Source organism: Vibrio sp. 10N.261.55.C5, assembly GCF_041470505.1.
Taxonomy (GTDB): domain Bacteria; phylum Pseudomonadota; class Gammaproteobacteria; order Enterobacterales; family Vibrionaceae; genus Vibrio; species Vibrio crassostreae_C.
The window spans coordinates 70,698-92,089 of the sequence record NZ_JBFRMS010000051.1 but is presented as its reverse complement, the minus strand read 5'-3'; the positions used below and the strand labels follow the sequence as shown (position 1 = coordinate 92,089).

The window sequence follows — 21,392 nt, the reverse complement described above, 5'->3', positions numbered from 1 at the left end:
AGAGTGTACCAATTAACCTTTTCTCCAACAGGGACAATGTGCGACATTTTGTCCTAGCTCATGTTTTGATTCATTTTAACGGGGTAAAAGACTCAGTTTTGTCCGAAATAACAGCAATTTAATGAAATCTGATGCATTATTTGTTGGCATTAAGATTGCTTATAAGGTGTAGATTTCTAATTACAACAATTAGCGTCTTATGCACATGCCCTCTTTGAGCCCTTTAAAATTGAAGGCATGTCATTCATTTATAACAGAATGGACATAATAATAATGAAAGCAATTCCCCTAACTATTGCAGCTCTATCTATCGTCAGTTACACGGCTAGCAGCGCGGAAGACACCACTCATATTAAGTTGGCGACAACCACAAGTACTTATCACTCTGGTCTACTGGACTACTTATTGCCTCAGTTCGAAAAAGATTCTGGTATCAAGGTTGATGTTCTAGCTGCGGGTACCGGTAAATCACTTCGCATGGGCGAAAATGGTGATGTTGATTTGGTAATGACTCACGCACCAAAAGCTGAAGCGAATTTCGTAGAAAAAGGCTACGGCGTTTTACCTCGTAAGCTGATGTATAACGACTTTGTCATCGTTGGTCCACAAAGCGACCCTGCGAAAATTGAATCTCAAAAAGCAGTGGCAGATGTGTTTAAAGCGATCGCGACTAATAACGTGACGTTTGTATCTCGCGGCGACGATTCAGGTACTCATAAGAAAGAGATGGGTATTTGGTCGCAAACTAAAATGGAACCAAACTTCGGTGGCTACCGCAGTGTTGGTCAAGGTATGGGCCCTACTCTGAACATGGCGTCTGAAATGCAAGGCTACACCATGACAGACCGTGGTACTTGGTTGGCTTACCAAAATAAACTGGACCTAAAAATCCTTTTCCAAGGTGATAAGAACCTATTTAACCCTTACCAAGTGATTCTTGTTAACCCTGAACGCTACCCAAGCATCAATTACCAAGCTGCGAAAGTATTCAGTGATTGGCTAGTTAACCCTAAAGGCCAGAAACTGATTAACGACTTTAAACTGCATGGCAAACAACTGTTCGTTGCAAGTGCAGAATAGTTTGTTCCAAGTCGTGAGTCGTTGGCTGTAAGTAAAGAGCAGTGTTGAAGAGGTGGTCCAAACCAACAAACACTACACTTAACGAATCAGTTATGATCACGCTTAAAAACAATAGCTGACCAATACAGGCTCAAATATATTGTGTCAGCTATGATTAACATCAGTCATTACCGATAAAAACCTATTATCGATTCACACGAGATACTTCATGACCCTATGGCAAACAACGATTGATGCAATGAATCTACTAGTGAGTTTTGACCACGAATTGTGGCAAATCGTTGCGGTATCCTTCAGCGTGTCTTTGTCCGCCATCTCATTAGTGATTTTTCCTGCAATCCTTATGGCTTTCTTATTGGCTTATACCGAGTTCCCCGGGAAGTGGGCATTGTTATCGGTGATCAACACCCTGCAAGCTATCCCAACCGTGGTTATCGGTTTGTTGATGTACATGATGCTCTCTCGCTCTGGCCCGTTAGGTGATTGGGAATTACTGTTCACCCAAAAGGCGATGATTCTAGGTCAGATGCTGATCTGTTTCCCAATCCTAGTTGCGATGATGCATGGCGCTCTGCAGGCCAGTGACCGCCGAGCGGTAGAAACCGCGCGCACGCTTGGCGTATCAACGACTCGTGTGGCGTGTACGTTAATTTGGGAAACGCGCTTCCCTCTTTTAGCTGCAACTATCGCTGCCTTCTCTCGTATCGTCACTGAGGTTGGTTGTTCAATGATGGTCGGTGGCAACATTATGGGGATGACAAGAAACATCCCAACAGCTATCGCTATGGAAAGCCACAAAGGCGCATTCGCTCAAGGCGTCGCCCTCGGTATGGTGTTATTAGCATTGGCATTAGCCCTTAACTTTTTCCTTTCCAGTGTGAGAGGAAAAGGCTATTTAAGAACTTAGGAACGCTGTCATGAGTATAAAAATAACAACGCAGCAAATTTCAATGCGCTACAAAGAGCGTGTTTTGTTCCATATTCCCGAATTGTCGATCGGCCCCAACGATGCCATTTATCTCAAAGGAGATAATGGTGTGGGTAAAACGACCCTACTTAAAATATTGTCTGGATTGATTCAGCCCAGCTCTGGCCGCATTCAGTCTCCGACACGAAGCTGGCAGCAGATCTTATTCCCTAGGCTCAAGTTCAAAGACATTATCTACCTGCATCAAACCCCCTATCTTTTTGATGGTTCGGTGTACCAAAATGTCGCTTATGGCATTCGCTTTAACAAAGAGAGCCAAAAAGATAAGCGAGCTCAAATAATTAATGCATTGAGAATGGTAGGTTTAGAAACCTTGGCAGATGAACACATTTCTGTGTTGTCTGGTGGTGAGCGTCAACGCGTTGCAATGGCACGAGCTTGGATTCTTAAGCCGTCAATCTTGCTTATGGATGAACCAAGTGCTTCTTTAGACAAAGAATCTATTGAAAGATTGGTGATAATGGCCGAAGATCTTCTTCAAAGAGGCGCGAGTTTAGTCATCACTAGTCACCAAACTAACGCGTTAACCGACTTATGTAAGAAGCAATGGTGGATCAAAGACAATACTTTGACCGAATCGCCGCTTCTGCAAGTTATTCAGAAAGATAAAGCACAAGAGAATATTTATGCTGCTTCCAACGCAAACTAGTTGGGTTATTTTGGCTGGCGGACAGGCCAGCCGCATGGGCGGAAAAGATAAAGGACTTGTTGAGCTCAACGGTTCTCCGCTTATTCAATACGTTATAAACAAGCTGTCACAACAAGATGTCAGCATCACCATCAATGCCAACCGTAACTTAGACAGTTACCAAGCATTTGCTCCGGTTGTCTCCGATTCTTTCCCTGACTATCCAGGTCCATTGGGCGGTATTCATGCTGGCCTTAAAAACGCGAGCACAGACTGGGTCGGCTTTGTCCCTTGCGACAGCCCACAAATCAGTGACGACCTTGTTGAGCGTTTTTGTTCTGCAGTTAAAGAAGACAGTGACATTCTTGTCGCGCATGATGGCGAATTTAAGCAACCGGTATTCACCCTATTCCACAAACGTGTTCTGCCAAAGCTAGAAGCGTTTTTGGAACGTGGTGATCGTAAAATCATCTTGCTATACAAAGAATGTGTTACCGAATACGTTGATTTCAGCGATTCTCCTAACTGCTTTGTTAATCTGAACACGCCAGAAGAACTCACCCAATTCGGAACGCTTCAATAATGAAAGATTCTAAACAACGCCCTAACCTTCCTTTATTGGGCTTTGCTGCTTATAGCGGTACAGGCAAAACGACCGTACTTGAAGCCCTGCTTCCTCTGTTGACTGATGCGGGTTTAAAAGTTGGCGTGTTAAAACATGCTCACCACGATTTTGATGTCGATAAGCCGGGTAAAGACAGTTACCGCTTACGTAAAGCGGGCGCGAACCAAATGTTGATTGCTTCTCGTAATCGTCACGTGATGATGACAGAAACACCAGAAGCCGAAGCAGATTTTTATTACCTGCTGACTCGATTTGATACCAACACGCTTGATCTGATTTTGGTTGAAGGCTGTAAGAACATCGCCTTCCCTAAAATTGAACTGCACCGAGATGAAGTGGGCAAACCTTGGTTATATCCAAACGATAACAACATTATTGCTATCGCGGCAGACAGCCAAGTTGAATCAGAGCTGCCACAAATGGCGATCAGCGACTTAGAAGCGATTCGTGATTTCATCATCGATTACGCGCAGTCCTTTGACCTTGTCTCTACAACAGGCAGAGCCGTGTCATGCTCACCTTCAAAAGACGCAGCGCCAGCTGTTTGTTGTGATTCGTTCTCTCCTGCAGGTTTAACCGTTACTCAAGGCCAACAAAAGATTGTTGATAGCATTGACGCACTCGATCTCACAGAGAGTGTTGAATTACTGCAAGGCTACGGCCGCGTGCTGGCTGAAGATGTGATTTCGCCAATCAACGTTCCTCAGAATACCAACTCTGCAATGGACGGTTATGCAATTCGTAGTGAAGATCTAGAATTGGACAGTTACAACATCGTTGCTGAAGTCATGGCGGGTCACAGCTACGAGCAAATCGTGCAACAAGGTGAAGCCGTTAAAATCATGACCGGCGCACCAATGCCAGAAGGCGTTGATGTTGTCGTGATGCGTGAACAAGCCGTCCAAGATGGCGATAAAGTTAGCTTCCCTGATGCTAAAATCTCGGTTGGACAAAATGTCCGTATGGCAGGTGAAGATTTAGAAATCGGCCAACCTGTCTTTACACGTGGCACACGCATTGAAGCGCCAGAAATGGGCATGATGGCGTCGTTAGGTTTTGGTACCTGCCCTGTTCTGCGTAAAGTGAAAGTGGGTGTGTTCTCTACGGGTGATGAAGTTCAAGCGCCGGGGCACGAGCAAAAACCAAACTCTATCTATGACTCAAATCGTTTTACTATTATCGGCATGCTTCAAAAGCTCGGCTGTGACATCGTCGATTACGGCATCATTGAAGATGATGAGCAGAAGATGATGGATGTGCTGCATTCTGCGTCGCTTGAAACCGATATGGTTTTGACTTCTGGTGGTGTGTCTGTTGGTGATGCGGATTACATCAAGCTTGCGTTAGATAAACTGGGTGAAATCAACTTCTGGCGTATCAACATGCGTCCAGGTCGCCCATTGGCTTACGGTAAGATTGAGAACAAGCCGTTCTTTGGTTTACCGGGTAACCCTGTTGCTGTGATGGTGTCGTTCATTAACTTTGTTGAGCCTGCGATCCGCAAGCTTCAAGGTCAAACGAACTGGACACCAGTAAAAGCAAATGCTGTAGCAACTGAACAACTGCGCTCACGCCAAGGCCGTACTGAATTTAGCCGTGGTGTGTTCTCGATGAATGAATCTGGCGTGCTTGAAGTGAAAACAACGGGCAAGCAAGGTTCAGGTATTCTGCGTTCAATGAGTGAAGCGAACTGCTTAATCGAAATCTCTCCAGCAGTTGATACTGTGAAAGTTGGCGAGACAGTGACGATCATTCCTCTGCAAGGTCGTGTTTGATTCAAAGCTCAAACACCTAAATTGACTTAGCTGCTTTTTAATTGACTTAGAAGCTCATTGCTAAGACATAGACGAAGCCCCTTCTATCGAGCTTTCGATGTTAAGGGGCTTTTTGTTCTTTTCGTTTCGTGAAAGACAACCTGTTCGTTGCCTAAAAGACAAATAGCTTAAATTACGCTAAACGTTAGAACGATAATCTTAAGATTTCTTATCATAACCTTGAGCCACGTACTGTTTTTATGTAGAGTGCGCGCAAAGTAATAATTCTATTGGAGAGCATCATGGCTCGTACCATTCTGTACACTTACAAAGACGAAGACAAAGAGTTACTGTTTTCAAAACAAGAACACCGCACGATCCAAGAAGCTGTTGCTGCAGCTGAAGGCATCGATATCTCTGAGTATCTAAAAACTGAGCAACAGCTTGAGTTGATTTCTGATACTAAAGCGGTTCGCAACTACCAAGACAACTACTTCCGCAAGCTTGGCTTTACTAAGCTTACGTTGAAGCAAAAAGACAATCTTGGTGTTGGTAAAAAGAAGAAGTAAGCCCTCTTGGCTCTTTTCTTGATATGTCGTTTCTAGCTTTTCGTTTGTAGTTAACAGCTAACAGCTAAAGAAACGAAAGCACCGAACAATAAAAAATGCCGCAACCTCTTTCGAGATTGCGGCATTTTTATTTGTACTTTTTAACTATCTAACCTTAGCTAGCTTAACTTAAGTCACGATTACTTAATGTTAAGGAATGCAGCACCACGAACGCCGCCTGAATCACCATGCTTCGCTTTGATGATCTTTGGACATTTCGCTACAGACAGTAGGTATTTAGGGATACGCTTTGGCATCTCTTCGTAGATAAGTTCGAAGTTTGAAAGACCGCCACCCAATGCAACTACGTGTGGATCAAGACCGGTAAACAGGTTCGCGAAACAGATAGCCAATAGCTCCATGAAACGATCAACGTGCTCAGCCGCTTTTGCTTCACCTTCGTTGTACGCTTGAATGATCTCGATTGCTTTCTTCTTCTCGCCGAAGTAGTGCTCGTAAATCAATTCAAAGCCACGACCTGATAGGTAGCTGTCTAGACAACCTTTCTTGCCACAACCACAACCGAGTAACGGTGCGTTGTCGCCAAGGTGGAACCAAGCATCAATAGGAAGACGCATATGGCCCAGTTCACCAGCAACGTGGTTACGACCAGAGAACACTTTGCCTTCGTAAACTAACCCGCCACCAAAACCAGTACCTAGAATTAGGCCTGCTACTGATGGTTCGTCTTTAAGCTCGTCATCCCACGCTTCTGAAAGCGCAAAGCAATTCGCATCATTTTCAATTTTCACACTACGACCAATAAGTGCTTCTAGGTCTTTACGTAGTGGTTTCCCCGTTGAAGCTGGCACGTTAACAACCAGCATTGTGCCGTCGTCAGCATCTTCCATACCAGGAAGACCAAGACCAATTTTACCTTCGCAAGAAAATTCACTGTCGTACTTCTTCACCAAACCGGCAATCGTATCAAGTAGCAGTTGATAATCTTCAGTAGGCGTTGGTACGCGTTCTGTTGCTACTCGCTCAAGTTTTTCATTGAACGCACCAAATTCAATTTTTGTGCCGCCAACATCGAAGCCGTAATACATGAAATCTCTCCAATTTTTCCCTAAATTCGGGCAAATAAATTTTCAAATTAAACATCTAGGACGCATTATCCATAACACTCCCCCTACAAACCGTGATGGATAACAAACTTATCTCGTGTTCGAATCTGTTTGAACAACAAGTCAGCACAAAGCGGTTAAAGGTTAGAGTGACGTCTCATTTTTAGTGTGCTCTATGAAAGCGTTCAGGCTTGGTTTGGTTGGATCGGACTTATAACGCGTCTTACTTAGCATGTAGCTTTCACGAAATGTCTCAAACCACAGCTGTAAAGTCTTTGCGCCCTGCTCTTCACCAGCCTGTTTCAAAACCAAGCTCGCTACTTCTGCAGTCGAGAGATGTTGTTCGTTGTCTGACTTACGCATCATGTATTGCGAAACCGATTCTGGTTCGATCGACAACACCGGTAAGTCTTGCAGATACTCTGAACGACGGAAAATACGTCGTGCTTCACGCCAACTACCATCAATAAAGATCAGCAGTAACGTCTTGTTCGAATCTCGCATTTCAACAAGATCTGCAACCACACGCGATTTGTCATCGGTATAATCTTCAGGAAAGACCACGACTGGCTGATATTTATCGTCTTTCAGCACATCAAGCATCTCTTGATTCGGTTCAGTGCGGTGCCAAAGGTAGGCATAGCTGTCTTTAACGGTATCAAGGATTAAACGGCCGGTATTACTTGGCTTGAGTATTTCGTTGTCCGATAAGATCAACATGGTCGCGACGTTCGTATTTACGTCTGGTTGATGTTCACAGATACAGCTGTCTTGTTTGATTTTACAGAACTGACATCGAACCACTTTACACCCGCGCGCGTTAAACGGCTTGGTAGAAAGAGACAAACGGTGTTGATATAAACGGTGAAAAGCGTGGATTCTCATGGACAATAACGATAAATCTAGAAAAGTGGCACGATTGTACTTACAGTGTCCCTAGAATGATAGAAGGAATTCCCATGCAAGACCCATCACTGCTTCGCCTTGTTTGTTTTATTGTCGTTTTCGGACTGTGTGCGCTTTGGGAATACCGTTTTCCACGTAAAGCACTGACTCAAAGCAAATGGTTTCGCTGGGGAAACAACTTTGCGTTAGTCGCTTTGAACAGCTTTCTATTGGCCACTATAATTCCTATCGCAGCATTTCAAGCGGCGGTTATCGCACAAGAAAACCAATGGGGTCTGTTCAATACCCTGTCACTTCCGAAAGAATTGACCATTCTGATCTGTGTATTGCTCTTGGATTGTGCCATTTACCTACAGCACTTGGTGTTTCACCGTGTTCCTTGGTTGTGGAAGCTACATCGAGTTCACCATGCGGATCTAGATATCGATGTCACAACCGGAACGCGCTTTCACCCTATTGAGATGATTCTTTCAATGCTCATCAAGGTGAGTTTGGTGATCGCACTTGGTGTGCCTGTCATTGCTGTCGTGATCTTTGAAATTGTTCTTAATGCGAGCGCGATGTTTAACCATAGCAATGCACGTCTTCCGCTATGGTTCGATAAACGATTGAGAAAAGTGATTGTGACACCAGACATGCACCGCGTTCATCACTCGGTCATTGTTAAGGAAACGCACTCAAACTTTGGCTTCTTTTTATCAGTGTGGGACATCTGGTTTAAGACTTACCGCGCCCAACCCAAGCTTGGTCATGACAAGGTGCATATTGGTGTTCCCGAGATTCAAGATGGTAAAGAGCAACGGCTAGATTTAATGTTACGTCAGCCATTTGCACGATTCCCGACAACGAAAGATTAAGTTCGAATTCAGTTGAGTCTCAAGCTTATATTGAGACCAACCTTAGCTTAATACCAAAGTTATCTTAATCCGAAAACAAAACGCCCTTAGATTCTTGTGAGAACTTAAGGGCGTTTCTGTATCGATAGAATTATAAGAGCAGTTAGCGCTTCAACTCTTGTGCTGTTTGGCTTAACTCAGCACGCTCGTTTAGTTTAAAACGTACTTATGAAGCATAGCTTGTTGGTGCCCTGCTATCTCTCCGACTTGCTCTGAACTCTCGATCATAGATTCAAGTTGCAGCTTAGTATTTTCGCCCTGCTCAGACACGCGAGTGATAGAATGCGTTACATCGACAGTCGCACGTGCTTGTTGTTCGGTTGCCACCATGATTTGCTCAACACGCCCTTTGATTTGGCTTACTGCAAATTCTATTTTCTCGAAGGCTTGTCTTACATCACCACTGGTTTGCAGTGCATTGGCCATCTCGCTTCTCGATTCCGTTACAGAAGCACGTGAGCGATCTGCTGCCGCTACTAGTTCGTTCATCATGCTACGAATATTGGTGGTTTGCTGGGATGTGCCGCTCGCCAATTTACGCACTTCGTCTGCAACTACCGCAAAACCTCGACCTTGTTCACCTGCTCGCGCCGCTTCTATCGCAGCGTTCAGTGCCAATAAGTTGGTGTTTTCAGCGATACCACTGATCATGTCGACCATTTCACGAATCTGTTTCACTCGACCATCCAAGTCAGCCATCGACTCTTCACTCATGCTAAGAGAGTGCTCAAGCGCTTGTAATCGTTGTTGGTTAAGGCCAACCACTTGGCTGCCATTCACTGACTCATCTTCTGCTATTTGAGCATCGTCGTTCGATGCGTTAGAAATACGAGCAATCTCACCAATCGATGCTTCCAGCTCAGTAATGGTGGTGATCATATTCTGAAGTGATTCGTTCTGTTCGTTCAAGCTCGAATTGGTTTGCTCTGCAGCGTCATGGCTTACTTCAGCCGTTTGATAAAGCGTCTCACAGTTACGCGTTACTAAACGAACCGAGTCCGCGGTGGAATCAACGACCGTATTGAGTTTTGAAGTGATAACTTGAAGCTCTAGCGGCCCAAGCAATTCACTCTGTTTAGAGAAGTCATGATCTGCAAGTGAACTCAACTGTTGAGTAATGTTTTTTAGCCCTTTATTCATCCAACGGCGTAACACGAACCATGAAATCACAATGATTACGGCAATAACCAGCCCGCTGATAAACAACACACGATCAATATTGGTGATGGTTTGATTTACAATCAGTTCACTTTCATCAATCAGGTGGGAAGCGGTAGAAGACAGCTGATTCAATGTGCTAATGACGGTGTTCGCTAAGTTAATGACTTGCGTTAAGTTCTGCTCTTGCTGCTGAACCAGTTCGAGTTTCAAGAGGATTTGTTTGATTACGCCTTCTTCGGTAAAGCCTTCTTTGACCATCTCGTAAGGCGCCGTTAAGCTCGCGAACTCAGCGATGTCTGGGTGCCAATCAGCAAAATCGCTGTAAGCCAAGTTAAGGCCTGCGATTCGGTTTCTCAATTGACGGTATTCGTCTTGTGCTTTATCAATGTCAGATTGCATCATCAGCATCAAGAAGGTGTTCGCCATAGCAGACGCACTGGATGTGAATCGGTTCGCTGCATCGCTCGCTTCTGGGTTGTCTTCAACCAAGAATGAGCTGATTCGATTCATTTCTGGTCCGATAGATCCAACGCCATAACGGAACTCGCCCATTTTACTGTCGATCAGATTTTGCTTACTTTGAATCTCAATCTGCGCCAGCAGTACCGTGTTGGTCATAGCTTGCAGTTGCGCCATGTCATCGACAAGGATTTGTTGTTGCTCTAAAGAGATCGCATCAGGAAAAGATTTGGAAATAAAAAGAAGTTCCTCTAGCGTGGTATTGCTCTCTGTCGCGAGTTGGTCAATTGAGCCCCTTGTGGCATTAAGTGTATCTAAGTCGGTTGATTGGGTGCTGTAAGTGAGAAGTTTTACTTGTTCTAATACGCTTTGCGTTAATTCGGCGTTATGTAGAGCAAGGGGTAATGCTTGTTCCGAGAGTGCATCAAAATGTCCCCCGACCCGTTCAACGCCCCGAATGCTAACCATTGATAAAAAAGTAACAAGTAAAAGAATGGAAATAAATACAGCAGTGACGGTTTGAATGAGCGAGAATGTATAACGTGAGGGTTTTATTGATAAATTTGTGTCGGGCATGTGAAATCCAGTTTGACTACGAAAAGAGATATCCTTAAGTTAGGTCGTATACTAGAAGTCCTTGATGACGTTTTTATTTCAGTTTTTTGTCAGAAGAGTTACATATGAAAATCAGAAAAATGGCTGTAGTTACAATAACTTTAGCAACATTGGCTGCTTGTAGCTCGTCACCTTCGCCTTCTCAGCTTAGTCAAACCGCACAGAAACCCCTATCAAAGTCAGAACAATTGACTACAAACGCTTATATGAGCGTGTATGAACAGTGGAAAGGCGTGCCATACCATTTCGGTGGGACCTCATTTCGAGGTATAGATTGCTCTGCTTTTGTTCAAATCGCCGTGCAAAATGCGACTCAACAAGCTCTACCAAGAACCACAAAAGACCAGAGTAAAAAGGGAAAAGAAATTGCGTATGGGCAGGCAACAAGCGGTGACTTGGTGTTTTTCAAGACTTCGATGACGGTGCGACATGTAGGCGTTTATTTAGGAAACAACCAATTTCTACATGCCTCGACATCGAAAGGTGTCATTATTTCTAGGTTAGATAACCCTTACTGGGCATCCAAGTTTTGGCACTTTAGGCGTTTATAGCGGTTCGAAAGATAAACCGCTGAGCGAGGTAACTCTAGAAAGATACGACTTAAACGCCCGTTGTTATTATGCTGATTAATTACGACGATAAATGAGCAAACAAACCGTTAATCGTATTTAGCAACAGCAGTATCAAACAGGTTCTTCACTAACGCGATGTACTCATCGAGGAATACAATTTGTTCGTTAGTCGCTTTCTTAGCCCACACACCCGCTAATACTTCACCAAGATCCGCTACTACGGCATCTGCTTCTTTCAAAAGTTGAAAACGAACGCTCGAATGCAACTCTGGGTTTTGCTCGAAAATAGCCATGATGTTTGTTGAAATCATGTCGGTAACAATGTCTTCGACACTTTCGTTTCCAGTATCACCATTACTATTGGTAAACACATCAAGGTTGAATGATAGGTGCTCGATTAAAGCCAAATAGCCATCGGTTTCTACAACCACAATAATTCTCCGTTTTAAGCTCTAGAGCAGATTAATACGTACTTGCCTAATACTATGTAAATGAAGCTATTTGTCATCACTTTATTGCCCAAAACCACATTTAAATGATCCTAGTTAGTATTTCAGCTTAAAATTAAATCGATATAGCTTTATGTGGTATACCTGCCTACTTACGACATAAGTAAATTCACGCTAAAGAAGTGTAAGACAAACTTTGAAGCAAAGTATTGCGCCAGTTAACAATAGCCCTTTCAACTTACTCTAAAAGCTCATTTGATTTAGTCGCTAGACAATAACAAGCTCAAACCTCTTTTCCAGTTTGTGGCGTTCAAAACCGTTTCGTTTGTGAGACCAGTTCCAAACTATTTCATCACGTCAGGTTTTCAATTTATGTTTGTATTTCAAAGAGCTTGAATCAGTTCGAGTTCACAATTCGGCCAATTGATTCTACGTAAGATGAAGAAGAGCTAAGAACATTGACGAGTGCGTCTATAAATTGTTCAGATTTATCCTAAACTATTGCTATTAAACAAACAGTATTTCTAACCTTCAATCTTTTTAACTTTCAGTCTTTGAGGATTTCCTATGTGGCAGGCCATTTCTCAACAACTTTCAGATACTCTTCTATTTAACTTTCAGATTACTGAACGTACCAAGGTTTCTGGTGGCGACATTAACGATTGCTATATGATCAGCGATGGTAATGAGCGTTACTTTGTGAAAGTGAATCAGCGAGAATTTTTACCTAAGTTTGAAATTGAAGCTGAGAACTTACGCTTGTTAAGAGAAACCTCCACTGTTTACGTTCCTGAGTTGGTGCTTATTGGCAAAACCAAAGAGTGCTCGTTCATTATTCTGAATTACTTGCCGACCAAACCGCTCGAGACGGGCAACAATAGCTTCGATTTCGGCGTTCAGCTTGCGCGGCTTCATCAATGGGGCGAGCAAAAAGAGTTTGGTTGCGACCAAGACAACTATATCGGCAGCACACTTCAACCCAACCCTTGGCATAAGAAATGGGGACGCTTTTTCTCTGAGCAACGCATTGGTTTCCAACTGCAACTGCTCAAAGAGAAAGGCATCGAGTTTGGTGATATCGATGACATCGTTGATGTGGTGAATATGCGTCTTGCTGGCCACAACCCCCGCCCTTCTTTGCTTCATGGGGATCTTTGGAATGGCAATGTTGCTAACTCTGCGTTTGGCCCAATTTGCTACGACCCTGCTTGTTACTGGGGGGACCATGAGTGTGATTTGGCGTTAACTGAATTGTTTGAAGGTTTCCCTAAAGAGTTTTATGAAGGTTACCAGAGCGTCAATCCACTCGACGTTGGCTATACTGATCGGAAAGACATTTACAACTTGTACCATCTTCTTAACCACTGCAATCAATTTGGCGGCGAATATTTAGCACACACTGAAGCATGCATTCAGAAGATACAGGCCGTTTAATACCAATTACAGCTGTTTATAACCGAATACGATTGGTATCAGTTACAGTGAGGAGAATTTGCCATGCATAAATACACAGAGAAACATGTCTCCTGTCCGCATTGTGGGCACGGTATTAACATCACGCTTGATGCATCTAATGGTAGCCAAGACTTCTATGATGATTGTCCAGCGTGTTGCAATGCCATTCATTTGGATATGCAGGTTGACGAAGTAAGAGACAGAATCAACCTTTCGATTGATGCCGATGATGAACAAGTATTCTGACAATCAGTTTCTCGTTTAAACCATGATCAAAAAAGAGCACCTCACGTGCTCTTTTTTAATTTGGTCATCGGTGTGATTTTATTGCCACCGATTCAATGCGCTTAGTGGCTATTTCTGGTTCGCTAATACACGCTCGACAGTATCAACAATTGCCTGCGTTTGTGGATCGAACTCAATGTTTACTTGGTCGCCTACTTCACGGCCGCCAAACAGAGTACGATTCAGTGTTTCTGGGATCAGGTGAACAGAGAAACGGTTCTCTTCCACTTCACCAATCGTCAATGAACAACCATCAACACCAATGTAACCCTTACTCAATACGTACTTCATCGATTCTTCTGGTAGTTCGAACCAAAGTGTACGGTTGTTTTCTGTTTTAATCACATCGACTAGGTTAGCCATCAGAGTAATGTGGCCAGACATGCTATGCCCGCCAATTTCGTCACCAAACTTTGCTGCACGCTCAACATTCACTTTGTCACCAACATTCAGTTGGCCTAAGTTCGTCAATCGCAATGTCGCTTGCATTAAATCAAAAGCAATCTGGTTACCTGAAATTTCCGTTACCGTTAAGCAACAACCGTTATGAGCTACTGAAGCACCAATGGCTAATCCTTCAACCATTTCATCGCTTAGCTCAATGGTATGAGTTTGAAACGACTCTTTTTTGTTGATAGCAACCAGTGTTGCCATGCCTTGAACGATACCTGTAAACATAAGATTCCTATTTAGCATTCTAGTAACAGTTTTTCATAGCAGTTATTGTGACATTTCTTTATGATTCGTCCAGTGGAAGCTTAAGATCATTGTCTCTGATTCCTTCAAAATGTCCTTTCCTACACTATTATTCTAATTTTCCCTCTTATTTGGAGTTGTTTGTGCATCGTTACAAAGAAGAATCCTCGAATCTAATTAAACTTGCGGCCCCAGTATTGATCGCATCCGTTGCACAAACTGGAATGGGTTTTGTTGATACCGTAATGGCCGGTGGCGTAAGTGCTATCGATATGGCGGCGGTTTCGATTGCAGCAAGTATCTGGCTACCATCAATCCTATTTGGTGTTGGTCTATTGATGGCGTTGGTTCCTGTCGTTGCACAACTGAATGGTTCTGGTCGACAAGTAAAAATTCCATTCGAAATTCAACAAGGCGCATTTTTAGCGCTCGTCATCTCCCTTCCAATCATTGGTGTGCTTTTTCAAACACAATTGATATTGGAGTGGATGGACATTGAACAACTCATGGCGGAAAAGACCATCGGCTATATGAATGCGGTGATGTTTGCTGTACCCGCTTTCTTGTTGTTCCAAACATTGCGAAGTTTTACCGATGGTATGTCTTTAACGAAGCCTGCAATGGTGATTGGTTTTATTGGCTTGTTATTAAACATCCCGCTTAACTGGATGTTCGTATACGGAAAACTTGGTGCTCCTGCATTGGGTGGTGTTGGCTGTGGCGTTGCAACGGCTATCGTATACTGGGTGATGTTTGCACTGCTATTCGCTTACGTTTTAACTTCAAAACGGTTATCGAAAATCAACATCTTCGGTACGTTCCATAAACCGCAACTTAAAGCTCAAATTCGTCTGTTTAGACTTGGTTTCCCTGTGGCGGCCGCTATCTTCTTCGAGGTAACTCTGTTTGCGGTTGTTTCCTTGTTGGTTGCCCCACTTGGCTCGTTGATTGTTGCCGCGCACCAAGTCGCGATCAACTTCTCTTCGCTGGTCTTCATGATTCCAATGAGTATCGGTGCAGCCGTGAGTATTCGTGTTGGGCATAAGTTGGGCGAAAACAACACCGAAGGCGCTAAGATCGCGACACACGTAGGTATCATTGTTGGTTTAGTGACAGCCTTAATGACAGCGGCGTTAACTGTCCTGTTCAGAGAACAGGTTGCATTACTTTACACAGAGAACACTGCGGTAATTACCGTTGCAATGCAGTTGCTGTTGTTCGCGGCGGTTTATCAATGTACTGATGCCATCCAAGTTATCGCTGCAGGTGCTCTGCGTGGCTACAAAGACATGCGTTCAATCTTCAACATTACCTTCGTTGCTTACTGGTTGCTTGGCCTTCCTATCGGCTACATCTTAGGAATGAAAGATTGGCTTGTTGAACCTATGGGCGCGCACGGCTTCTGGATTGGTTTCATTGTCGGTCTAACATCAGCAGCGATTATGCTAGGTATGCGCTTACACTGGATGCACAAGCAGGATGATGACGTACAGTTAGAATTTAGTTCTCGTTAGATTCGCACTCGCTTAGTCGGTCTATCTGATTTCGAACACAAAAAAGAGCTCTGATTTTCAGGGCTCTTTTTCGTTTAATGGTTAGGTAGATCGTATCTGCCTTAATATTCACTCTTCTCTCGTACAAAGCGGGCAAACTTGGGTTTTCCGTTTTGAGTAAAACCATTGTAGCGAAAGGTAATACGGCTGCCGATCTCTGGCGGTGCGAGTCTCATTTGGTCACTGAACCCGCTGCCTATATAAAATTCCACACCCTCTTCTGTGTGAACCAAGATTGAACCCATCATCCCTTTATACTTCCCTGTCCCACCCTTGTAGCCAATAACTGTGGCTTCGGCATCATGATGCCTTTTCAGTTTTAACAAATCATTACTTCGGCCTGCTTGATAACGACTGGTGATTTTTCTAAGCATCAAACCTTCGCCATTACGCTCATCGACATTATCAAGTTGATGAAACAAAGCCTCTTCACTGTGAATTGGTACATGTTCTATGTAGCTGACATGAGATTCTCCAATCACGCTTACCCAATGCAAAATGTTGTAATAACGCTTTTGATAATCTCCCGCAGCGCCTGGCATATCAAACAGCATGAAATCGATTTGGCGCCATGCTGTGTCACTCGGCGTATGATCGAGAACGGTAGATTGAACAAGGTGGAACTTGCCCCTTCCTGCCCACAACTCTCCTTCGAGATGGACCTTAGGTAAGTTTTCAGTAAACCACTTGGGTGAGTAAATGCGATTACCATTGCGTGTATAAAGATGTTGTCCGTCCCAAAGAGCCCGAATTCCATCAAGCTTTTCACTCTTCCAGTATTCAGAAACATCAATGCCTTGTTGGTATGTATTGGCCAGTACCAAATGGTCGGGAGGTAAATAGGATGAATGAGAAGAAAGCGAACACGCCCATAGAGTTGCTATCGCCAATTTAGTTAATCTCATCATCTGCTCCGTATTGATATCTGTAGTAGTCAACAAACGCCTTTAATCCTAAGCGTTCTGACACGTAGGTAGACAACCTTTGCTAGAAGATGCGATCCACTCATCAACCTTATCTAACCTTTTCATTTATTCATTAAATTAATGATCTATAACTCTCATATATTCCGCCGTTTTTAGTTCTCATATTGAGAAACGTCTTTTCTCAATTTGAGATAGGAATTCGTACTAAACATAAATTATTGAAAAATAACAACATAAAAGTTGGCACATTCAGTGCAGTTGTCCATACATACTTAAAAGGAGATATCGCTATGGAACTACGTAAGATTGATTTAAACACAACGACACTGACACTTTCTATTTTCGGTGATCTGGATGCAGCAGGCAGTCGTGATGCACAAACCGACATCGATGATGTGATTTCTAACGATGGTCACCCTGAAATCGAAGTTGATTTTAGTCAGGTTGAGTTTTTAGATTCATCTGGTGTTGGCGCGATTGTTTATATGTTCAAACGTCTGACTGAACGCGAGCGCAACATGCGACTTGAAAATGTGACGGGTCAACCTCTTGAAATTATGAACTTGCTGCGTATTGGCCACGCTATCCCAGTAAATTCAAAAAATCCTGCAAATTCATGAAGACCCACTAAGCTAGAAGTAACAAAAAATAATAAGAAAAATTAGAAACATAGGACGTTGGCATGAAAATACTGAAAAACTACATAGCCCTTTCTCTGTCCGCTCTCGTTCTGGGTGGCTGTACTAGCTATCCTGAACAAGGCACAGGGGGTTTGGCTGAAAGTTACGATTCTATTAACTATCAAAACTCAGACTTCTCTCCTGTCATGCCAGACGAGCCTCTTGGTCCAGAACATGGATTACGCTTTGATTGGCAGCTCGCTAAATTGCACCTTGATGCTTTGATTCAAGAAGGTGCTCGTTGGTGTTTCCCCGCTGCTGTTGTTCAAGCAATCGAAAAGCAAAATCGTATTGCTCGCGAACTTCAAGGTGGTCTACTACTGGATGCAGCCAACGACTTAGTAATCCAAAGAAAACGCCTAAATGAACTTGAGGTCCAACTGGATTACGTAACTTCACAAGCCCGCTGTGAGCCACCACAAAATGAAAATCAATTTAGAATGCAACTGTCGGTTATTGAACAGTTGTATGACCTACTTAATGTTGACAACCAATTTGCGGAAAACTCGACTGAAGTAAATCCTAAGTATATGGGAAGACTGGCCGAGGCGACCACTTTACTTAAAGAACACAAATCCCTAGACCTTGTTGTTACCGGCCATGCTGATGCAACGGGTGCCGAAGAATACAACGACAAGTTAGCACTTGGACGAGCGAAACAAGTCGAACGCTACCTGACTATTTTTGGACTAGGCGCTCAACGAATCAAAGCCGTATCTGTTGGCGAAACCGTCCCTCTTTTTGAAGGCGAATCTGACGGCACACGTTTAACTAACCGCCGAGTAAGTATCGAAGTTATCTCGCCTAAGAATGCCGAGAAAATGGGAGGTGGAATATGAAATCCTTAATCGCTTTTATCATCACCCTGTCGTTGAGCTTTGCGAATGTTGTCAATGCTAACGACGAGTTTTCAGACGCGGTTCAAGTCGGTGACCTTATCCAAGTTAATGTACCCGGTGAAAGCACCTTAAACACGGGGTTCCAGGTGGATAAGCGTGGACGTATTACCCTTCCTGAAGTAGGCGCTGTGTTTGTTGCAGGTTACGACAGCGAACAACTTAACAAAGTCGTTCTAGAGTCGCTGGCAACCGCTTATAAAGATCTTTCGAACGCTTCAGTGTATGTAAAAGAGCAGCAAATCATTATCTATGTGCAAGGTTATGTAGAACAGCCTGGCGAATACACTCTCGCATTAGGTTCTAGCATCCAAATGGCACTTTACGCTGCGGGTGGTTTACGCCCGGGCGCGCAACTGGACAAGCTTATTCTTAAGCGAGGCGCGGATAAGAAAGAGTTTAACTACAAACGATTCCTTGATTCAGGAGACGAGTCAACATTACCTACTCTGCAATCACTGGATTCACTGTTCGTTCCAGCTTCTCCATTAGTCGGTAACATTGAACAAGAGTTCGACGCAGCAAAGCTTGCTAACTCAGGTGACAGTGCCGACTCTCGTAACTCCATCAAAGTGTTTGGTGAAGTAAACGCGCCGGGTTCGTTCACTTACAAAGAGAACACCGACCTTGTCGACGTACTTATGCGTTCGGGCGGTGTCACTCGCTATGCCAGTGTTGAGCAAATCCGAGTGATTTCGAACAACACTCCAACGCTATTCAACCTAAAACGTTACTTAGATTCTGGTGACGAAAGTCTGCTTCCAATTTTACGCCCGGGTGCGACTATTTTCGTTCCCAAGCAAGAAGAAGAGATCAAATCCGGCGCGAACATGGTTTACGTGATGGGCGAAGTCGCAGCCCCTGGTGCTTTTGAAGGTAAAAGAGACGCGACCTTTATGGATATCTTGGCTAATGCGGGCGGCCCAACTCGATTTGCAGAGTCACGACAAATCCGTGTCATCAAAGCAGATGGTAGAGTGCTTAAATTCGATTTAGCGGCTTACACTGAAGGCTTGCCTAACTCCAACCCTCCTAGCATCAAAGCGGGTGACGCGATTTTCGTTCCCGAGAAAACCGACATGAACGAGAAGTCTTGGTTGAAAATCACGCCAGACCGAGCAGTTAACGTGATTGGTGAGGTCAATCGACCTGGTCGTATTGAATGGTCAGATGAAATGAACTTCATGGGGCTATTGGCACACGTCGGCGGCCCTACGCTACGCGCTGACACATCGAAAATCGAGGTTGTTACGGGTAGAAAGCTAGTCGTGTTTAACCTTGATGATTTTATTCGAAATGGTGCGCCACGTGATCAAATGCCACAAATTCGAGCGGGTTCTATCGTGCGCGTTCACGACTTGCCACAAGATCCTTCAGACAATAAATCACAATGGGTTCGTCAAAGCTCTGATGCTTCGATCTACATCTTTGGACAAGTGAATGCACCCGGTCGTTACCGCTTCACCAAAGACATGCACTTCCTTGATATCTTGTCTGCGGCTGACGGTCCAACAAAGGATGCCGACATCCACAACGTTCGAGTAACGCATCGTGACAAAACCTATTCGCAAGTAAGCAAACTTAACTTATCACTGTACTTCGAAACCGGTGACGAATCGTTACTGCCAAACGTAACCACTGGCGACACGATTTACATCCCAGAGAAAGGCAAAAACTGGTTAGATACACCGAAAGAAGAAACCGTTCGTGTGCTTGGTGCGATTAACAATCCGGGGCGTTATGTGTTCAACGACAACATGACCATTCTAGATATTCTGGCAGAAGCAGCAGGACCTACCGACAATGCTTATGTAGAAAAAATTACCATCGTCAATATGTCTTGCTGCCAAGGTCAGGCTCGTACTTTTGACCTTGTTGAATTCAGCAAAACGGCGAACATTTACAACTTGCCGGTGCTACGCGCTGGTGACACGATTTACATCCCAGACCGTCGCGAAAGCTTTATTGAAAAAGCACGCGTCGGACTTGATGACATACTGCGTATCACCACCACCATCGTATTAATAGGGGCTTTATAATGACAATTTCAGCGACCCATGCCGAAGTCGAGCAACTGTATTTAGCTTCTGAACTTAACGGCCAAAAATCAATATGCGTCACCGCCTGCCATTCAGGTGACGGCGTAACATCTATTGCAACCGCATTAGCCGAGCGTTTTCTTCTTGCGGGTCATTCAACGCTTTATGTTGATCTCAACTTATTCAACCCTGCTTTCAAAGATTTGAATATGCTAGAAGATAATCAGCAAGGTCAATTGATTGAACATGTTGAATCTCAGCGTACATTTATCGGTGTCCCTGCTCCACAAGTTGCTTCAACGCAATTGGCTTATAAAGATCCGACAACGTTACAAAAAGTGGTCAACAAATGGTTAGAGAAATACGACAGAGTCATCATTGATACCTCACCGCTTCTCAACATAAACAAAGGAAACATTCCGGCGCAGTCTGTCGCGAGCGCTTGTGGCAGTACACTAATTGTTGTCGCCTATGGAGAAACGTCGAGTCACCACCTAGAACAAGCGAAAAAGCTGCTTGATGCACAAAGTATCAATCTAATGGGCTGCGTGATGAACATGAAACAAAAGCCTAGCTTTGCACAAGAGTTGGTCAGACAAATCAATCGAATGAAATTTATCCCCGTTAAGCTTCGCGATAGCTTGGCAAACAAGCTGTATCAAAATGAGTTTTTGAACCTTCCGATGTAACTTTCTTTTGCTACTTTCTGGCTGTCATTAAACCATGACAGCCACCTATCTTATTAGACTTCAAGCTCCAACAGTTCTGAATAAATAAAAACCAAATTGAGTGTTTTTGGCGAAAATATGACTAAAAATACGATTTTAAAAACTATTCAACGCATTTCACGCACGCAAGTTGTGGTCTTACCACCTTTAAACTCATCCAAAAATCAACAGACCCACACCTAACTTTAGCGGTAATGTGACACAGGCGGTTAAAGTGCCATGTAAATCGCATCAAAGATGGAATTCGTACGATTATTCCCTAAGATTATAAATAGAGGTGGTTTTTGACGAATTTGTAATAGTTTGACAAAGTTATCCGATGGCTG

General features: G+C 43.8%; 21 protein-coding genes. 15 read left to right on the top strand and 6 right to left on the bottom strand.

From position 1 onward, the window contains the following. The first annotated feature begins 273 nt into the window (after positions 1–273). From AB4263_RS18480 to AB4263_RS18455, 6 genes are all read left to right on the top strand, one after another. Positions 274–1,080: a substrate-binding domain-containing protein gene (locus AB4263_RS18480; RefSeq protein ID WP_372098683.1), complete on the top strand. Its 807-nt coding sequence runs from the start codon at positions 274–276 to the stop codon at positions 1,078–1,080. A 208-nt stretch (positions 1,081–1,288) separates the two neighbouring features. After that, positions 1,289–1,987, top strand: a complete 699-nt coding sequence (locus tag AB4263_RS18475; protein WP_372098682.1) for an ABC transporter permease — start codon at positions 1,289–1,291, stop codon at positions 1,985–1,987. A gap of 10 nt (positions 1,988–1,997) precedes the next feature. Then, positions 1,998–2,717 (top strand): energy-coupling factor ABC transporter ATP-binding protein, encoded by a 720-nt coding sequence (locus AB4263_RS18470; RefSeq protein WP_372098681.1) that lies wholly within the window; start codon positions 1,998–2,000, stop codon positions 2,715–2,717. After that, positions 2,695–3,279 carry a molybdenum cofactor guanylyltransferase MobA gene (gene mobA, locus AB4263_RS18465; protein WP_004733776.1) on the top strand — a complete coding sequence of 195 codons (585 nt, stop codon included), beginning with the start codon at positions 2,695–2,697 and terminating at the stop codon, positions 3,277–3,279. Before AB4263_RS18470 ends, mobA begins: the two co-directional genes overlap by 23 nt. After that, positions 3,279–5,096: a bifunctional molybdopterin-guanine dinucleotide biosynthesis adaptor protein MobB/molybdopterin molybdotransferase MoeA gene (locus AB4263_RS18460; protein WP_017071478.1), complete on the top strand. Its 1,818-nt coding sequence runs from the start codon at positions 3,279–3,281 to the stop codon at positions 5,094–5,096. The genes mobA and AB4263_RS18460 overlap by 1 nt, the downstream gene beginning before the upstream one ends. 281 nt (positions 5,097–5,377) lie before the next feature. Further along, positions 5,378–5,644, top strand: a complete 267-nt coding sequence (locus AB4263_RS18455; protein ID WP_017063882.1) for a DUF2960 family protein — start codon at positions 5,378–5,380, stop codon at positions 5,642–5,644. 179 nt (positions 5,645–5,823) lie between these two features. Here AB4263_RS18455 and nagK read toward each other — a convergent pair whose 3' ends face one another. Both nagK and AB4263_RS18445 read right to left on the bottom strand, forming a co-directional pair. Further along, positions 5,824–6,732 carry an N-acetylglucosamine kinase gene (gene nagK / locus AB4263_RS18450; protein WP_017068179.1) on the bottom strand — a complete coding sequence of 303 codons (909 nt, stop codon included), beginning with the start codon at positions 6,730–6,732 and terminating at the stop codon, positions 5,824–5,826. Between the two features lie 162 nt (positions 6,733–6,894). Beyond that, positions 6,895–7,641 carry a tRNA-uridine aminocarboxypropyltransferase gene (locus tag AB4263_RS18445; protein ID WP_081324484.1) on the bottom strand — a complete coding sequence of 249 codons (747 nt, stop codon included), beginning with the start codon at positions 7,639–7,641 and terminating at the stop codon, positions 6,895–6,897. 68 nt (positions 7,642–7,709) lie between these two features. Here AB4263_RS18445 and AB4263_RS18440 point away from each other — a divergent pair, with 68 nt between their 5' ends. Further along, positions 7,710–8,513 carry a sterol desaturase family protein gene (locus AB4263_RS18440; protein ID WP_102320209.1) on the top strand — a complete coding sequence of 268 codons (804 nt, stop codon included), beginning with the start codon at positions 7,710–7,712 and terminating at the stop codon, positions 8,511–8,513. A gap of 189 nt (positions 8,514–8,702) precedes the next feature. On the opposite strand, the gene AB4263_RS18435 is transcribed toward AB4263_RS18440, so the two are convergent. Continuing rightward, positions 8,703–10,748 (bottom strand): methyl-accepting chemotaxis protein, encoded by a 2,046-nt coding sequence (locus AB4263_RS18435; protein WP_372098680.1) that lies wholly within the window; start codon positions 10,746–10,748, stop codon positions 8,703–8,705. A 104-nt stretch (positions 10,749–10,852) separates the two neighbouring features. Here AB4263_RS18435 and AB4263_RS18430 point away from each other — a divergent pair, with 104 nt between their 5' ends. Continuing rightward, positions 10,853–11,338 carry a C40 family peptidase gene (locus AB4263_RS18430; RefSeq protein ID WP_017059602.1) on the top strand — a complete coding sequence of 162 codons (486 nt, stop codon included), beginning with the start codon at positions 10,853–10,855 and terminating at the stop codon, positions 11,336–11,338. A gap of 107 nt (positions 11,339–11,445) precedes the next feature. On the opposite strand, the gene AB4263_RS18425 is transcribed toward AB4263_RS18430, so the two are convergent. Continuing rightward, positions 11,446–11,790 carry a DUF3802 family protein gene (locus tag AB4263_RS18425; protein ID WP_010440912.1) on the bottom strand — a complete coding sequence of 115 codons (345 nt, stop codon included), beginning with the start codon at positions 11,788–11,790 and terminating at the stop codon, positions 11,446–11,448. 585 nt (positions 11,791–12,375) lie between these two features. On the opposite strand from AB4263_RS18425, the gene AB4263_RS18420 reads away from it, so the two are divergent. Together AB4263_RS18420 and AB4263_RS18415 are read left to right on the top strand one after the other, a co-directional pair. Further along, positions 12,376–13,242 carry a fructosamine kinase family protein gene (locus tag AB4263_RS18420; RefSeq protein ID WP_017059601.1) on the top strand — a complete coding sequence of 289 codons (867 nt, stop codon included), beginning with the start codon at positions 12,376–12,378 and terminating at the stop codon, positions 13,240–13,242. Positions 13,243–13,305: 63 nt separating this feature from the next. Further along, positions 13,306–13,509 (top strand): CPXCG motif-containing cysteine-rich protein, encoded by a 204-nt coding sequence (locus AB4263_RS18415; protein WP_017059600.1) that lies wholly within the window; start codon positions 13,306–13,308, stop codon positions 13,507–13,509. A 108-nt stretch (positions 13,510–13,617) separates the two neighbouring features. Here AB4263_RS18415 and AB4263_RS18410 read toward each other — a convergent pair whose 3' ends face one another. Further along, positions 13,618–14,226 carry a riboflavin synthase gene (locus AB4263_RS18410; RefSeq protein WP_017063887.1) on the bottom strand — a complete coding sequence of 203 codons (609 nt, stop codon included), beginning with the start codon at positions 14,224–14,226 and terminating at the stop codon, positions 13,618–13,620. 161 nt (positions 14,227–14,387) lie between these two features. Between AB4263_RS18410 and AB4263_RS18405 the strand changes: the two genes are divergently transcribed. Beyond that, entirely contained in the window at positions 14,388–15,758 is a 1,371-nt protein-coding gene (locus tag AB4263_RS18405; protein WP_372098679.1) for an MATE family efflux transporter, read from the top strand. Positions 15,759–15,859: 101 nt separating this feature from the next. Here AB4263_RS18405 and AB4263_RS18400 read toward each other — a convergent pair whose 3' ends face one another. Continuing rightward, positions 15,860–16,702 carry a DNA ligase gene (locus AB4263_RS18400; RefSeq protein WP_065584423.1) on the bottom strand — a complete coding sequence of 281 codons (843 nt, stop codon included), beginning with the start codon at positions 16,700–16,702 and terminating at the stop codon, positions 15,860–15,862. A gap of 311 nt (positions 16,703–17,013) precedes the next feature. On the opposite strand from AB4263_RS18400, the gene AB4263_RS18395 reads away from it, so the two are divergent. The 4 genes from AB4263_RS18395 to AB4263_RS18380 all read left to right on the top strand — a co-directional run bounded on the left by AB4263_RS18395 (position 17,014) and on the right by AB4263_RS18380 (position 21,027). Continuing rightward, on the top strand, positions 17,014–17,343 hold the full coding sequence (locus AB4263_RS18395) for an STAS domain-containing protein (RefSeq protein ID WP_050621341.1): 330 nt from the start codon (positions 17,014–17,016) through the stop codon (positions 17,341–17,343). Between the two features lie 62 nt (positions 17,344–17,405). Then, positions 17,406–18,242, top strand: coding sequence for an OmpA family protein (locus AB4263_RS18390; RefSeq protein WP_102320212.1), 837 nt, complete (start codon positions 17,406–17,408; stop codon positions 18,240–18,242). Further along, a complete protein-coding gene (locus AB4263_RS18385; RefSeq protein WP_102320213.1) occupies positions 18,239–20,338 on the top strand; it encodes an SLBB domain-containing protein in 2,100 nt (699 codons plus the stop codon). Before AB4263_RS18390 ends, AB4263_RS18385 begins: the two co-directional genes overlap by 4 nt. After that, a complete protein-coding gene (locus AB4263_RS18380) occupies positions 20,338–21,027 on the top strand; it encodes a tyrosine-protein kinase family protein (protein WP_017063892.1) in 690 nt (229 codons plus the stop codon). The genes AB4263_RS18385 and AB4263_RS18380 overlap by 1 nt, the downstream gene beginning before the upstream one ends. Positions 21,028–21,392 lie beyond the last annotated feature (365 nt).